The organism is Atlanticothrix silvestris CENA357 (genome assembly GCF_016056295.1).
Lineage (GTDB): Bacteria > Cyanobacteriota > Cyanobacteriia > Cyanobacteriales > Nostocaceae > Atlanticothrix > Atlanticothrix silvestris.
This window is the reverse complement of the sequence record NZ_JAECZB010000005.1, coordinates 89,675-104,802: the sequence shown is the minus strand read 5'-3', so window position 1 is coordinate 104,802 and position 15,128 is coordinate 89,675. Positions and strand designations below refer to the sequence as shown.

Annotated in this window: 17 protein-coding genes and 1 pseudogene; 10 read left to right on the top strand and 8 right to left on the bottom strand. The window is 39.8% G+C overall.

Translation table 11 applies throughout. From position 1 onward, the window contains the following. Positions 1–52: 52 nt before the first annotated feature. From I8751_RS04325 to I8751_RS04315, 3 genes are all read left to right on the top strand, one after another. Positions 53–268: a type II toxin-antitoxin system HicB family antitoxin gene (locus I8751_RS04325; RefSeq protein WP_214437931.1), complete on the top strand. Its 216-nt coding sequence runs from the start codon at positions 53–55 to the stop codon at positions 266–268. Next, entirely contained in the window at positions 265–489 is a 225-nt protein-coding gene (locus I8751_RS04320; protein WP_214437929.1) for a type II toxin-antitoxin system HicA family toxin, read from the top strand. Before I8751_RS04325 ends, I8751_RS04320 begins: the two co-directional genes overlap by 4 nt. A gap of 260 nt (positions 490–749) precedes the next feature. Beyond that, positions 750–2,141: a malic enzyme-like NAD(P)-binding protein gene (locus tag I8751_RS04315; RefSeq protein ID WP_214437927.1), complete on the top strand. Its 1,392-nt coding sequence runs from the start codon at positions 750–752 to the stop codon at positions 2,139–2,141. Positions 2,142–2,182: 41 nt separating this feature from the next. Here I8751_RS04315 and I8751_RS04310 read toward each other — a convergent pair whose 3' ends face one another. The 5 genes and pseudogenes from I8751_RS04310 to I8751_RS04290 all read right to left on the bottom strand — a co-directional run bounded on the left by I8751_RS04310 (position 2,183) and on the right by I8751_RS04290 (position 5,386). Beyond that, complete coding sequence (locus I8751_RS04310) at positions 2,183–2,860, bottom strand: Uma2 family endonuclease (RefSeq protein WP_214437925.1); 678 nt, start codon at positions 2,858–2,860, stop codon at positions 2,183–2,185. 135 nt (positions 2,861–2,995) lie between these two features. Continuing rightward, positions 2,996–3,226 (bottom strand): DUF1016 N-terminal domain-containing protein, encoded by a 231-nt coding sequence (locus tag I8751_RS04305; protein ID WP_214437923.1) that lies wholly within the window; start codon positions 3,224–3,226, stop codon positions 2,996–2,998. A 154-nt stretch (positions 3,227–3,380) separates the two neighbouring features. Continuing rightward, a complete protein-coding gene (locus tag I8751_RS04300; RefSeq protein WP_214437921.1) occupies positions 3,381–4,127 on the bottom strand; it encodes a creatininase family protein in 747 nt (248 codons plus the stop codon). A 605-nt stretch (positions 4,128–4,732) separates the two neighbouring features. Beyond that, positions 4,733–4,956, bottom strand: a pseudogene (locus tag I8751_RS04295) (cupin domain-containing protein). A gap of 70 nt (positions 4,957–5,026) precedes the next feature. After that, positions 5,027–5,386, bottom strand: a complete 360-nt coding sequence (locus I8751_RS04290) for a Mo-dependent nitrogenase C-terminal domain-containing protein (RefSeq protein ID WP_214437920.1) — start codon at positions 5,384–5,386, stop codon at positions 5,027–5,029. A gap of 1,634 nt (positions 5,387–7,020) precedes the next feature. Here I8751_RS04290 and I8751_RS04285 point away from each other — a divergent pair. Next, a complete protein-coding gene (locus I8751_RS04285) occupies positions 7,021–8,223 on the top strand; it encodes an MFS transporter (RefSeq protein WP_214437919.1) in 1,203 nt (400 codons plus the stop codon). Positions 8,224–8,306: 83 nt separating this feature from the next. Here the strand turns inward: I8751_RS04285 and bcp are convergent, their stop codons facing one another. Further along, positions 8,307–8,780: a thioredoxin-dependent thiol peroxidase gene (gene bcp, locus I8751_RS04280; protein ID WP_214437918.1), complete on the bottom strand. Its 474-nt coding sequence runs from the start codon at positions 8,778–8,780 to the stop codon at positions 8,307–8,309. Between the two features lie 102 nt (positions 8,781–8,882). On the opposite strand from bcp, the gene I8751_RS04275 reads away from it, so the two are divergent. From I8751_RS04275 to I8751_RS04260, 4 genes are read left to right on the top strand one after another with little or no spacing between them, the layout of a single operon-like run. Next, positions 8,883–9,725: an FAD-binding domain-containing protein gene (locus I8751_RS04275; RefSeq protein WP_214437917.1), complete on the top strand. Its 843-nt coding sequence runs from the start codon at positions 8,883–8,885 to the stop codon at positions 9,723–9,725. Next, positions 9,722–10,138, top strand: coding sequence for a hypothetical protein (locus I8751_RS04270; protein ID WP_214437915.1), 417 nt, complete (start codon positions 9,722–9,724; stop codon positions 10,136–10,138). The genes I8751_RS04275 and I8751_RS04270 overlap by 4 nt, the downstream gene beginning before the upstream one ends. A 20-nt stretch (positions 10,139–10,158) precedes the next feature. Beyond that, positions 10,159–10,605: a DUF547 domain-containing protein gene (locus tag I8751_RS04265; protein ID WP_214437914.1), complete on the top strand. Its 447-nt coding sequence runs from the start codon at positions 10,159–10,161 to the stop codon at positions 10,603–10,605. Positions 10,606–10,641: 36 nt separating this feature from the next. Continuing rightward, positions 10,642–10,884, top strand: coding sequence for a DUF547 domain-containing protein (locus tag I8751_RS04260; RefSeq protein ID WP_214437913.1), 243 nt, complete (start codon positions 10,642–10,644; stop codon positions 10,882–10,884). A 15-nt stretch (positions 10,885–10,899) separates the two neighbouring features. Here the strand turns inward: I8751_RS04260 and I8751_RS04255 are convergent, their stop codons facing one another. Beyond that, positions 10,900–11,709, bottom strand: a complete 810-nt coding sequence (locus tag I8751_RS04255; RefSeq protein WP_225893952.1) for a glycosyltransferase — start codon at positions 11,707–11,709, stop codon at positions 10,900–10,902. Between the two features lie 94 nt (positions 11,710–11,803). Further along, positions 11,804–12,166: a leucine-rich repeat domain-containing protein gene (locus I8751_RS04250; protein WP_225893951.1), complete on the bottom strand. Its 363-nt coding sequence runs from the start codon at positions 12,164–12,166 to the stop codon at positions 11,804–11,806. A gap of 211 nt (positions 12,167–12,377) precedes the next feature. On the opposite strand from I8751_RS04250, the gene I8751_RS04245 reads away from it, so the two are divergent. Next, entirely contained in the window at positions 12,378–12,914 is a 537-nt protein-coding gene (locus I8751_RS04245; protein ID WP_214437911.1) for a porin family protein, read from the top strand. A 217-nt stretch (positions 12,915–13,131) separates the two neighbouring features. Next, positions 13,132–15,075: a sulfite reductase, ferredoxin dependent gene (gene sir, locus I8751_RS04240; RefSeq protein ID WP_214437910.1), complete on the top strand. Its 1,944-nt coding sequence runs from the start codon at positions 13,132–13,134 to the stop codon at positions 15,073–15,075. The last annotated feature ends 53 nt before the right edge of the window (positions 15,076–15,128 follow it).

The window sequence follows — 15,128 nt, the reverse complement described above, 5'->3', positions numbered from 1 at the left end:
ATCGCTCTTTCAATAATGAGAGAATATAAGTAAAAGTTCAGGAAAGCTCATCATGAAGCGAGAATTTAATGTAATTATCGAACGAGATGCAGATGGCTACTTTGTTGCTTCCGTCCCAAATCTTCCTGGATGCCATACCCAAGCCAAAACTTTAGATGATTTGATGGAACGCATTAGAGAAGCGATTGAACTTTGTTTAGAATTTGAGGAAGAACAGCAGGATTCACTAGACTTTGTTGGTATTCAACGAGTCGCAGTTGAGATATGAGTCAATTCCCTAGTGTTACAGGACGCGAAGTGATTACAGCCCTTAACAAAATCGGTTTTGAAGTTGCTAGGGTACGCGGCAGTCATCATATTATGATACATAGCGATGGACGTAGGACAGTAGTTCCTGTACATTCAGGTGAAACAATTGGTCGTGGTTTATTAGCCCAAATACTACGCGATTGCCAAATAACTCGTGAAGAATTTAGGCAATTATTGTAAGTATTGATGCCTTTTAGAGTTAGATATTATGCACAGATAATTGTGCTAAATAAGTAGGCGCGATCGCTACATTTAAACTCCAGCAAAATAGGGTGGGCATTACCCTAAAGTTTGGCGGAGGCGATTCACCGCTATAATCTTTGTGTGAGTTTACATTAATATTTGTTTCTAATGTCTGCAAATACCCAGATTTAAGTCTTTGTCTAGATTTTTACCAATCAATTCAATATAAAATCTAAAACTTAAAATCCTAAATCAACATGGCAGATCTAACTCCTAATTCTAGTTTTAGTTTGACGTTGCGCTTGCAGATTCCTAACCGTGTGGGGATGTTGGCATCAGTGACCCAGGCGATCGCTGCCACTGGTGGTAATCTTGGTCAAATTGATTTAATTGAACAAACCCGTAAAGAATCCATCCGCGATCTGACGGTTGATGCTGCTAGCACTGAACACGCTGAAACCATTGTGCAAGCAGTGAAAGCATTGCCAGACATTAAGCTGCTGAGTGTCTACGATCGCACCTTTAATTTGCATCGTGGTGGCAAAATTAGCATTGCGAGTAGAATCCCCCTCAAAAGTGTTTCCGATCTAGCAATGGCGTACACCCCAGGAGTTGGTCGGATTTGTACTGCGATCGCTCAAGATCCAGAGGAAGTTTACAACTTAACCATCAAACAAAACACCGTTGCCATTGTTACTGACGGCAGTGCTGTCTTAGGATTGGGTAATCTTGGCCCAGCTGCTGCTCTACCTGTGATGGAAGGTAAAGCAATGCTGTTTAAAGAATTTGCCGGGCTTGATGCTTTTCCCATCTGTCTTGCTACCCAAGATACAGATGAGATTGTGCGGACAGTGAAGAATCTCGCGCCAGTATTTGGGGGTGTGAACCTAGAAGATATTGCTGCACCTCGCTGCTTTGAGATTGAACAAAGATTGCGCCAAGAATTAGATATCCCTGTTTTTCATGATGACCAACACGGTACAGCCATCGTGACTTTAGCAGCCTTGTTTAACGCCTTGAAACTGGTACATAAGTCAATGGCAGAAATACGCATCGTGATTAACGGTGCTGGAGCTGCTGGAGTGGCGATCGCTCGGTTACTTCGCAAAGCGGGAGCAGAAAAAATTTGGATGTGTGACTCAAAAGGCATTATCTCTACAAGTCGCACCGACCTCACAGAAGAGAAGCAAGAATTTGCCGTGAAAGCTCAAGGTACTCTGGGAGGAGCAATGCAAGGAGCAGATGTCTTTATCGGTGTGAGCGCACCAGGAGTCTTGACACCAGAAATGGTGCAATCAATGGCCAAAGATCCAATTGTTTTTGCTATGGCTAATCCGATTCCTGAAATTCAGCCAGAATTAATCAGTAAAAATGTTGCTGTCATCGCCACTGGTCGCAGTGATTACCCAAATCAAATTAATAACGTCCTCGCTTTTCCTGGGGTATTCCGTGGTGCTTTAGATTGTCGGGCGCAAACAATTACCACCACCATGTATTTAGAAGCTGCAAATGCGATCGCATCTTTAGTGAAACCTTCAGATTTAAATCGAGAACACATCATACCTTCGGTCTTTGATGAGCGTGTCGTCACCGCTGTTGCTGCGGCTGTCCAACAAGCAGCGCGTCACGAAGGTATTGCTCGGAGTTAATTAAGTTATGGGATGGGCAATCTTGCCCGTCTCAATTATCTTCACAGGGATAATTGATGAATAAAATTAGTATGTTCTTGTGTGTTTAATCCTTCCTGTAATACAGCCAGAACTTTTACTAAGTTACCTTCTATTAAGGCACTTACTACTAACCATAAACCGGGAAAAACTTCACTTTTGATCACACCATCGGCATCTGGTTCTAGAGTGATATATTCTTGTCCCCTTAAATAAAACCAATTAAGCTTTTTGTCGTAAGTCTGCCAGACAATATACTCTTGTACTCCATTACGGCGATAGACATTTAGCTTTTCATACAAATCGTATGAAGCACTGCTAGCCGCAATTTCCACAATCAATTCTGGTGCCCCTTCTACATAATCATCATCACTAATGTAAGATTGACCTGCATTATCGATGCGTATTAGGGCATCTGGCTGTGGCTCATTATCCAAATCTATGCGAGTAGTGCCATTATCGATTAAATCGGTACCAGGTGTTGCTACACAATAGACACCCAACCAAGTAATAATTTGAGCGTGGGGTCTACCATGATTGGCTGCACGCACTGGTGATGGCATGTAAACTTTTCCCTCAATCAATTCAGCTTTTTTGATATTAGACATAGCATGATAACGTCGCTCGAATTCATCACGGGTTAAGCGATCGCCATTTTCTAAAGGTGGTAATTTAACTAATTCTTCGCTTTGGATAACCATATATGTAGCAGGGAGCAGGTAGGCTTGAAAGTCTTTTGGTGTTAGAGTTTTATAATCAGTTTATTTACTAAAATACTTGCCCATATTTATATAATTACAAGCTTTATTCTCTTAGAGCAAATACATCTCAAAAAATTAATTGCCTTCTTGGGAAGGTAACATTTCTTCTTCTATTGATTTTCTGGCTTCTTCTATCTTTACTGCAAGCTTTTGTTCGTCAGGTAATTTGAGTTGATATTCTGCGGCTAGAATATTGGGTAAGTTGTCTAATGCATAGTGGGCAACAGCTTCAGTTTCATAAAATTTTATAGCTTTTAAATTCTTAACTGAAAGAAGGCGAACATAATGTGACCAAGGTAGTTGCAAGACATTCTTTATTATTCTGTCTTATTTTCTTCACTAAGTTTTCCCATTTTGTTTAATGAAGTTATGATATACAGCTTTTTACAAAGTACTCAGCTTTTTCTTAAACAATTTTGTATAGAGACGCGAGAAAACTGCGTCTCTGTATGTACAAGAATTATTCTGCGTTCAAAAACTCTAAATAGCCATTGCTGAGTTCTTTTACTGCTAACTCATAAAACTGCTTACCATGTTCAGGCGTTGCTAAAGCCGGATTTGATCCCATACGTCCATCTGGATAATGTTGGCGAAAGTCAGCAGCGCTATAAATCCGATGTCCGCTTGCAACTTCTGGTGAAAGGGGCGCTTGCTTAATCGCCTCTGGATAAACGTATTGGGTAACAGCTACTTCGCTTGGCGTTGCATGAGAACCTTCTTGATCTCCATATAATTCTTTAGCTAGCTTATATACAGAACTGCACATAAACCAGTTTGCCACTTGGCATTGCACCTGTTGAGCATTGGGAATCTGCAAATCTTCTAAATGCGCGTAAGTTTCTGAAAAAGCTGCTTTGAGAGTAGCGATATTACCGCCGTGTCCGTTAATAAAGTAGAACTTGCTAAAACCAGCTTTGGCTAAACAAGTTACATAATCTCGCACTACTAGAATTAAAGTGCTGGGACGCAGACTGATTGAGCCAGGAAAGGCAGTATGATGCAGTGCCATGCCCACATTGATTGTAGGGCCAATGATCGCTTGAGTTGCATCTCCTACACCAGATGCGATCGCTTCTGCACAAATGGCATCAGTGCCAATCAAGCCTGTTGGCCCATGTTGTTCTGTGGAACCAATAGGGAGAATAATTCCCTGCGACTGCTTTAGATAAGCTTCGACTTCCTGCCAAGTACTCAAATGTAGTAACATTTTTAATCAGCGTCCTCATCATAATGGCAGTGAGTAAAAACATTTGTCTGCTAGAAAGCATCTGCTGTTTCTAACTACCCACTAACACGATTATGAACTCCCTTGCTCGTGAGTGGAGGTAAGGACTTTACCTTACTAAACGCACCAATGGCGATCGCCTAACTTATACTTATGCTCCCAAAAGCTTCCGGCGGCTATTTCCGCAATTCCCTAAAAGTAATTTCTCTATTACCTTTGTCAACAATCAGACGAAGGATATCAGCTTAAATTTCAACGCAGATTTTGCCCAATATCCAAGAAGTTACAACTACGATCAAGCAGAGTCCAAAAAATTCTACAACTATGTTTTTGGCTACCAAGCGCCTATTTGGCAAGAACTTTCTGCCAAATTTGGAGGAAATGAGACTGTCTATTCCTATGAATATTGTCTTGGGGATGGAGTCGCAACAAGTTTTGACAGATACGCATATAAACAATATACCTACACTGCGACTTTAGTGTATAACACTCGTTGCGAACCCCCCCTACAATCGAGATGTAAATTAAGTTTTGAGATGCTTGCGTTCTGGAGACGAAAGGCGAGAGAAATAACTCTTGATTCTTGACTAATCGAAGCGGTAATGCTTTTTTACATCACTTCTCACTTCCCATATACAGGACATTCCAGCGGGAAAAGTAACTAAATCTCCTTTACCCATTTGCACTGGTTGCCCACCGTTAGGCTAACGACTACATCACCTGCCAAAAAATAACAAATTTCTTGAGTATCATAAGTCCAGGGAAATTTGGATACTTCCTTTTGCCAAATTGCCCATTTGAACACACCCAACTGGTTGAGACGTTCTTGACTGGGTTGATGCTAAATTTGAATTTCCATGCCGTGTTTTTTTGGTTGACGTTCAGCAGTAAGATTGGATATCTTCTCCACACTGATCTACTAAATAACACAACGCGCGAAAACGCAAGCCTACAAACTGCTCATAAAATGGATTGAGCTTACACATTGGTGGAATATGAGCTATTTTGCGACCAAACAACATAAGATCGCGCTCAAAGGGACATTGAGCAGGAATTAATTTAGCAATAAAGTGAGCGAATTTACGATTTTGCACTTCTAGCTTGTCTAGCCAATTACGCAATGGTTGCAATATATCAGATTGAGGCTGAGCAAATTGGTTTTGGCTACCTGCTTCATGTTTTACGCCTAATGGCTTAATAAAAGCAGGAATAAAAATATGTTGACGTTTTGTTTTGAGCATGGTTGTAAGCAAGGTTTCCCTTGTTAATAAACTACTTGTTGTGAATTCTAATGATTCCCATGCAATCTATCCCAATTATTTGTATGCTTGCTATGAACGGAATTAGGGCAAGCACGAAGTTAGTAATTGGCATAAGATTTGCGCGTAATATAGTTGAACTAATTGTTATTTAAACTTAGCAAATGCTGAATAACTGTCCCGTTAAATACAAAATAACAAAGAAATTATAAAAGTGGTATTTCTTTAACTTATTGATTACTAATATGAAAAATAGCGATCCCCTATATCACAGGCTAATTTTTGGTATTAGAAATAAGCAGTATCTTCAATTTACATTTGGGCGCAAAAATACAGGCTTATCCTTATACCAGCTACATTCCGATGAAATCAGCCAGATCAAGAAAATCTATTTCAATAGATTAGAAGATCATATATGTTACATAACTAGCCGTAATATTACTGCATAAACAACACAAAAATATTTGATAAGGACAAACTAATATAGTTATGGCTTATTTATGCTTTGGTTATGTTTATAACTCATCAGAATTTGAGTAATGATTATTGTACCCTAAACTGGAGTAAATGTACCTGATAAACACAAAAAAATCTGACAATATATTCAGAAAAACTAAAACTAAAAGTAGAGGATAATTCATAAAATTAGTGATTTAATGTCGCAAAAGGAATAATTAGGACAATAATTGTTAACGTGGATAATTAATTGGATATAAATTATGTAAGTTGTAGTTTTTTTTGATAATTCTTGAAAAGAACTCAAATATACTCTTGGCAGGAGTTGAAAAATTTTCCTAATCATGCATTTACAGCAAATTTTATTTGGATGAGGTACATTACTCTCGCCTCTAGTCCCTAGTCTCTAGCCCCTTTCTTCTTAATAGATGTACTACACTCAACCGAAAAACGCTGTATATTCAGGCGATCGCTACCAAATAATATTTCAGCTTGTATACTGAAATATTCAATTTTTTGAGGCTGTAATGTTAATTACTGACCAAGGGTATCAAGTGTAACACCTAGCAATATCTAAATAACTTCGGGACGGTGTGGGGCTGCTGGCTGGAATAGCTCAAATTGCTATCTATAAACTACTAATAAGAAATAATTATGTTATTTATACCAATTCTGCCAAAAAGCTTACTAACATTAGAATTTGACATTGATTATACTAAATACCTCTTTTGAAAATTTTATGTACTTAACCATTCAAAATCGTAAAGTTAATACCTAACTCATAATATTAATTTAACTGTAGCGTCAGTTTTCTACGAATGGGATAAAAACTTTAAAATACAGATATTTTGGACGCTAAGTCTGTAATAGTCTTTATTTTTGTTAAAAACAACTTATGTTTACCACGCTACATTGGTATAAAAAGTATGCATAATTGTTAAATTAAGGGAAATATTCACTGTAGTTTGTAACAATACAAATTTTACAACAGTGTTCATAGTTTTTCACTAGTACTTACTGACATTAACGCTATCAATATAGTTTTACTTTGTACAAAGTATTTTTGTCTAAAGTTCAAAATTATGCAGTTTTTAATGCGCTTTTGCTAATACAATTTGTCATACAATCGCATCACCTATTAAGGAAAGTAAGGCAGAATCATGGTTAACTCTTTCAATACCCGCCCTGAAATTTTATGGCGACAAGTTTGGGGATTAGCCGCTTTACTAGCAGCGATTATCTTCAGTTGGATGGTGTATGGATTTTATCAGCCCAAAATTTTACAACAACTCGAATTTGTTGAACTGGCAAGCTGGCTGGGAATAGTACAAGGTTTACTCGCAGCATTTATAGAACCTTTGATTGGCGGAATTTCCGATCGCATCCAGCAGCGTATAGGTAGCCGTTTGCCGATGATTAGTGTTGGGGTAGTGTTGGCAGGTTTAATTTTCGTCACTGTTTCGCTGTTAGCAAAACAGAATTTTCCGGTAGGCACACGTTGGATAGTACCAGTGTTAATGAATGCTTGGGTGATAGCAATGATCAGCTTTCGTGGCCCGGCGATCGCACTTTTAATACAATTTGCACCCATCACTGAGTTACCTCAAGCTAATGCCATTCTGATGTTTGTATTTGGATTAGTAGCAGCAATTGGCTCAATGGGAAATACCTTACTCTACAGTATGGGTGCGTCGATTACTTTTCTTTTAGGAGCGATCGCTTTAGTTTTGGGAGCATACATTTTGCGTTTATTTACTCCTAGACATTTTTTTGATCCCTCTACTCTAAATCAAGATATATCTGCGGATGCCCCTAACTTACTGTTAATTTTAATTTTCGTGATTAGTTTAGCCGCAGGAATTGAAGTTAATTTATTACTATCAGTATTTCCTCAAGAATTGCAAACTCAACTACCTGGACTCCAAGTAGAATTTATTGTTTCCGAAATACTTTTAGTATCAGCGATCGCTTCAGTTACTTTGGGAGAATGGACAGCAGAATTAGGTGCTGATAAATCTATGTTAATTGGCTTAGGAACAATGACAGGTTTGATGGGGTTAACAATATTAAATGAAAACAACATTATAGCAATAGGATTAATACTTGGTTTTGGTGTTAGTTTTAGCTTACTTTTTATTAGTATGATTTCTTTGGTATTAAGTAAAATTCCTTATATTCAGGCAGGCTTAGGGACTGGATTATATTTTGGTGGCACTGCTGGAGGAACTGCGATCGTATCTCTACTGATGAAACAAGTAGGAATAACATCAATAGGTGCATTTTTATTAGCTGAGTTTACTTTTGTAATAGCTATTGTGGGTATTCTTCTGACTAAGAAAATATCTGTTGCTCAAGTTAATTAAATATATCTTTTGTTGTCTCACGCATACCGCAAAAGCGGAACCCACAGTATAGGCGCAAAGAAGGGGATCTAAACCAATGAAAACTACTGTAATTCTCGCAATTTAGTTAAAACTTGTTGGGCATGTCCTTTAGTTTTTACATTTGGCCAAGCATAAGCAATAACTTTCTCAGGTGAAATGAGAAAAGTTGAGCGCACTACACCCATATATTCTTTTCCCATAAACTTCTTTAAGCGCCAAGCACCATAAGTTTCTATTAGATGATGTTCTGGATCACTCAAAAGGGTGATTGACAAGTTATGTTTGTCAATAAATTTGCAATGTGATTTCTCCGAATCTGGACTCACTCCTAGGATTATTGCCTCTAGAGTGTTGAAGTCTTGATACAATGCAGTGAAATCTTTTGCTTCAGTGGTACAGCCAGGGGTGTCGTCTTTGGGGTAAAAATATAGGACGACCCATTTACTGCTGAAATCGCCGAGAGTGACTGAATTACCATTTTGGTCAGGAATAGAGAAATCAGGCGCTGGTTGTCCAGCTTGAGGAATATTACTCATAATAAGAATTTGATATTTAAAATTTTACTTATGCTTAGGCGATCGCATCTAACTACTACTGTCTCATGTTTTTGTTAGTAACAAATTTACACTTTAAAAAAAATGCTACGTGAATTTACTAGTCGTGAGCAATTGCTAGATTATCTCCGTGAACAATTTCCCACAGTCGCAGAACGTGATGATCACATCAGCGAAATTGTCGGTGGGCGTAAAGCCGCTGAACAAGCACTGCAAAAAGTGAATGTAGCAGAATATGGTAAAACTCGCAATTTTTTAACCGGTGCGGTCACTAGACTGTCGCCTTACCTTCGTTATGGTGTTGTGAACTTGCGAGAAATTCGAGATTACGTGCTGGAACATGTAGACAATCCTGAAGATGGCACTAAATTAATTAACGAATTGGCTTGGCGTGACTATTGGCAGCGCTTATATGTCAAGCTAGGCAAGGGTATCTGGCAAGATCAAGAAGAATACAAAACTGGCTACACCTCCAAAGATTACACACTAGATTTACCCACAGACATTAAAGAGGGCATTACAGGGCGAGTGTGCATCGACAACTTCAGCCATGACTTGCGCGCAACGGGTTACTTGCATAATCATATCCGCATGTGGCTAGCGGCTTATATTGTCCATTGGCGACGTATTCGCTGGCAAACAGGAGCCAAGTGGTTTTTGGAACATCTTTTAGATGGCGATCCAGCCAGTAATAATATGTCATGGCAGTGGATTGCCAGCACCTTTAGTCATAAACCGTATTTTTTTAACCGCGAGAACTTAGAACGCTATACCAAAAGTGTTTATTGCCAAAAATGCCCCCTTTATGGTCATTGTGACTTTGAAGGTAGTTATGAAGAATTAGAGCATCGGCTTTTTCCCCAAGGTGAGTTTACTAAACAAGCCAACAGCCAAAGTTGGCAACGCGGCAAAAAAGGTAAAAGATGAGTCAACCAATAGTTTGGGTACACGGAGACTGCCTTAGTCCTTACAACCCTGCATTACAAAAATACCCCAATGCCCCAGCAATCTGGGTGTGGGATGAAGCTTTAATAGAGGAATGGCAACTGAGCCTTAAACGCATCACGTTTATCTATGAATGCTTACTAGAGTTACCAGTTATAATTCGTCGTGGCAACGTGGCACAAGAACTTTTAGTTTTTGCCCAAGAAAATCACGCCGATTTAATAGCGACAGCAAATAGCCCCAGCCCCCGGTTTAGTGATATCTGTAATGGCATTGAGGCTGCTTTAAAAGTGGAAGTATTAGATGTGGAATTATTTTTTGATTACGATGGCTATATTGATCTTAAACGTTTCTCACGCTATTGGAAGGTGGCGCAAAAATATGTTTTTGAGTAGGAATTTAAAGACTATCTTTTATGATTGATTTTGAACCTTGGGATACACTACTTCGTCAATATGTTGATCAACAGGGACGTGTAAACTATCTCGCGTGGAAAACAGAGCAACCCCAAGTACTTGATGATTGGTTGGACAACCAAAAAAATTTGCCTCTCCAATCTAATATCAACGCTGTAGAGCAATTAGCATTGTGGATTAACCTCTACAATGCGTTTACTATTTCCAGTATTTTAAAACTATACCCACTGGAATCAATTCTGCCAAAAATTTTCGGGGTTCCTAACTGGCTCGGTTTTTTATGGTTCTTCCAGCGTCGAATTTATTACATTTTTGGTCAACGTTACAGTCTAGCTCAAATCGAGAACCAAATTCTCAGAAACGAGTTACAAAAGCCACGAATACATTTTGCAATTGTTTGTGCTTCATACCATTTAACTTTAAAAGTTATACAAATACGTTGGTAGGGGCACGGCATTGCCGTGCCCCTACGAGAAATCTATATGTATCAAGATTTTTGTGAATTGGTATCAGTCGGTTGTCCTTTACTTCGTTCGGGAGCTTACTTTCCTGAGCAAGTTATTCAGCAGTTAGATGAAGATGCTCATCGCTTTATTAACAATCCCCAAAAAGTTCGTTATGACTCTCATAGTCAAACTCTTTACTGCAATAAAATTTTCCAGTGGTATCGGCAAGATTTTTTAAAAGTTGCACCTTCCATTCCTGAATATAGCAATCCTATTTGAAAACAGACATGCCATTCACTGCGGCAACACCAATATCTTATCTTGACTACGACTGGAGCTTAAATCAACGAATATCCTGATAAAACTGTTTAAGATAGTTGGCATCAACGCCAATTCCCCATAAAATTCCGATGTAAATGTAAATTGCTGTAGCTTTCCAACTACCCCAGCGTGCCACTCGGCGATCGGAACTTTGAACGATGCGGTTAACCAAAGCAATTCATCCTTTTTGCACCAATCTGAGGCATAAATCTCCATCTTCCATAATTGGTAATGCCTCATCAAATCCGCCGCAATCCCAAAAGTCATGCCGACGACAGAACATAACTTGGTCGCCAAACAACAGACGCGACGCAATCCTTTAAAAAATAAGTAAGGTTTAAATACTAGCGGGGCATAGTAAGTTTTCAGGTAGTTATGCAAGGATATACCCCAACGCGTAGTTTGAGCGCCTGTCATTAAACAAGTAAATCCCCCACAAGCAACAGTAGGCTCTGCTAAGGTGTTTTGGATCACAGCAGCAGCATCATCAGGAATCCAAGTGTCTGCATGAAGAAAACAAAGTATATCTCCGGTTGCGGCTGAAGCTCCATAATTCATCTGAATGGAACGTCCACGCCGATCGCAAAATAGAATTTGCACATTTAATTCTTGATTCAATGATTCCAAAACTCGCTTAGCGATCGCTACTGTCTCATCTTCGCTACCACCATCTATTATTATTACTTCTTTTACAGGTGGGTTCAATAAAGTTAGTTGGCGCAGGGTGCGTTCTAAACTAGCTGCTTCATTAAAAGTAGGAATAACAATCGAAATTTGAAGCATACACTTTCCAGAGATTTATCAAGGAAGGCAGGAGGGAAAAGGATTGTAGCCTTGTTTATCATTTCTTAAGATAATTGTGTTTTTTCCCACCGACTTATATTAATTGCGCGATCGCCTCTGGTATTTCAGTTAGCTCTACTCGAATTAAGATCAGTTCCTCTAAATGTAGTATTTGCGTTACCACATCGGGAATGCTCTCTAAAGGATTGCCACTAATATCTAACTTACGCAAATTAGGCAAGCCCAATAGTTCCAGTGGAAGCATTTTTAAATTGTTGCCTGAAACCTTTTCGAGAAAGCGGCCTCCTCTGTATTCATAACCTCCAACCTTCTTTCCCAAAATCAAAGACTCAAGCTGCTGCAACTTACCAATTTCCCCAGGTAACTCAGTCAACTCCTTTCCCGACAAGTCTAACTCTTGCCAACCCTCAGCCACGGCGCGATCTATCAGTTGCAATAACTTCTGCTGCTAAATATTCGGCAACCGAGAAAATGGGAATCGGCAATCGCATAACTTTAAATCTGGCTTCTAGCTATCTCTGCTATTATACCTGCGCTCAATTTTTGGCATTAGACATAGGCGTGAATTATGGAAATTATCTGGAACCTTTGTGTATGGTTTACGACTTTAAATATATAAGGCAAAACCTACAACAAGCTTCTAGATTATGAAACTAATAGTCAAGTCTTTGCTGACAATTTCTGCATTGTCTTCCTTTGTGTTTGCTCCTTTTATTTTGAGTGCAGGACAAGCTGCTGCTCAAACACAAAAAGGTACTGATGCAAGTTATATTGGTGCTGGTGTAGCAGCTGGTGTTACCAATGGCGGAGCCAATAACGATGCTGCTAACTTTGGGGGAAATCTCACAGGCCGCGTCAAATTAGGAAACACACCGTTTTCAGCACGCGGTAACGTTCTTTGGAATGATAATACCAGTGTGATCATCCCAGAAGTTTCCTTAGATGTACCCATTGCTAATCGCACTAACGCTTTTATCACTGGTGGCTATTCTTTTCTTGATAAAGATGGTTCACCAAGCCCCATTGGCAACAGAGATGCTGTAGTTGTGGGTGCTGGTGTGGAATCGGAAGTTGCCAAGAATTTCCTCGTCTACACTAATGCCAAATTAGGAATTAGTGCTTACCAAAATAGTCCTGCTTCTGCTGTCAGCATTAATGGTGGTATAGGCTATCGCTTCAGATAGATTACTCATTCCTCAGTCGCTTTATACTTGTACTTAAGCACTCAGAACTACAAAAAGCTGGTTTTGTTAAGTGTTACATCACTGACAAAGCCGGCTTTTGCCATGTTAGTATGAAATTATTATTCCCCATATTTCCGACCGTATTACCGGGAATAACCTAGCCGAAAACGTGCCTCGGCGTTTACCGATGCCTTATTGAGAATACTATACAACTCTAATGGTTAAATCTGCTCCTTCCCCAATCGCCAGCCGTAAACCTTCTAAAGTAGAAGGCATTAAGGAAAAAAGTAACTTTTTACGTGAACCTGTAGCAACACAAATTCTTGAGGATACTACTCACTTTAGTGAAGATGCAATACAACTTCTCAAGTTTCATGGTTCCTACCAGCAGGATAACCGTGACAATCGCGTGAAGGGACAGGAGAAAGATTATCAATTCATGCTGCGGACAAAAAATCCGGCTGGGTTTGTACCGCCGCAGTTGTACTTGGCTTTAGATAAGCTGGCCGATGAATATGGTAATCACACATTACGAGTAACCACCCGCCAGGGTTTTCAGATGCACGGGATTTTAAAGAAAAATCTCAAATCAGCAATTGCTACCATTGTTAATAATTTAGGTTCTACTTTGGGTGCTTGCGGCGACTTGAATCGTAATGTGATGGCACCACCAGCCCCTTTTAAAAATCGCCTAGAGTACCAGTATGCTTGGGAATATGCTCAAAATATTGCCGACTTGCTGTCACCGCAAACAGGGGCTTATTACGAAATTTGGCTCGATGGCGAAAAGGCGATTAGCGCCCAAGAAAGTCCAGAAGTTAAAGCAGCCCGACAGCGTAATGGTACTGGCACAATTATTCATGACAGTGAGGAGCCGATTTATGGCACTCACTATATGCCCCGCAAGTTCAAAGTTTGCGTGACCGTACCAGGGGATAATTCGGTTGATTTGTATTCCCAAGATTTAACTTTGGTTGTAATGACCAATCAGCAAGGGGAACTTGAAGGTTTTAATGTCTTTGCAGGTGGTGGCTTAGGTCGGACACACAATAAAGAAGAAACCTTTGCCAGATTAGCAGATGAGATTTGTTATGTGGCGAAAGATGATGTGTACGATTTAGTCAAAGCGATTGTTGCTACCCAAAGAGATTATGGCGATCGCACCGACCGCCGTCACGCCAGATTAAAATATTTAATCAACGATTGGGGTGTAGATAAGTTCCGCGCCAAGGTTGAAGAATATTTTGGCAAATCAGTTGCACCCTTCAAGCCTCTGCCAGAGTTTAAATATCAAGACTTCCTTGGTTGGCAAGAACAAGGCGATGGCAAGCTGTTTTTGGGCATTTCAGTTGATAATGGTCGAGTTAAGGATGAAGGTTCGTTTCAATTAAAAACCGCCTTGCGGGAAATTGTCGAAAAATTTAACTTGCCCATCCGGTTGACACCTCACCATAACGTCATTTTTTACGACATCGAACCAGATAAAAAACAAGTTATTCAAGAGATTCTCGACCGTTGCGGCATTATTTCTGACCCCAATCAAATCGAGCCTTTAGTCAGATATGCGATGGCTTGTCCTGCTTTGCCCACCTGCGGCTTGGCAATCACCGAATCAGAACGGGCAATACCAGGGATTCTAGAGCAAATTCGCGGTTTATTGAACAAAATTGGTTTACAAGACGAGCATTTTGTGGTAAGAATGACAGGCTGCCCTAATGGCTGTGCCCGTCCTTACATGGCAGAATTGGGTTTTGTGGGTAGCGCTCCCGAATCTTATCAAGTTTGGCTGGGGGGTTCACCAGATCAAACGCGGTTGGCGCAACCTTACATAGAAAAGCTGCACCATAACGATTTAGAAAGCTTTCTAGAGCCGATTTTTGTTTATTTTAAGAAGTTACGCCAATCTGGAGAAACTTTCGGTGATTTTTGCGATCGCGTTGGTTTTGATGCTATTCGTGAATTTACTACTAAGTATGAGCCTGAAACAGTAGAAATTCAACCTATAGCCAAGACTAGCCAATCTCCTAGTAGATCTCGGCATCGCATTAGTCTTAACGATGAGATTTACGAAAAATTGAAGGTAGCCGCCGCCAGCCAAAGGCTACCTATGACCAATCTAGTTAATGAAGCGCTGAAGGATTATTTGCAGAAGCTTTCGTAAGACCTTCATTGTCCAACCCTTCACCACTGGCTGTGAGGGGTTTAAGGGTTGTT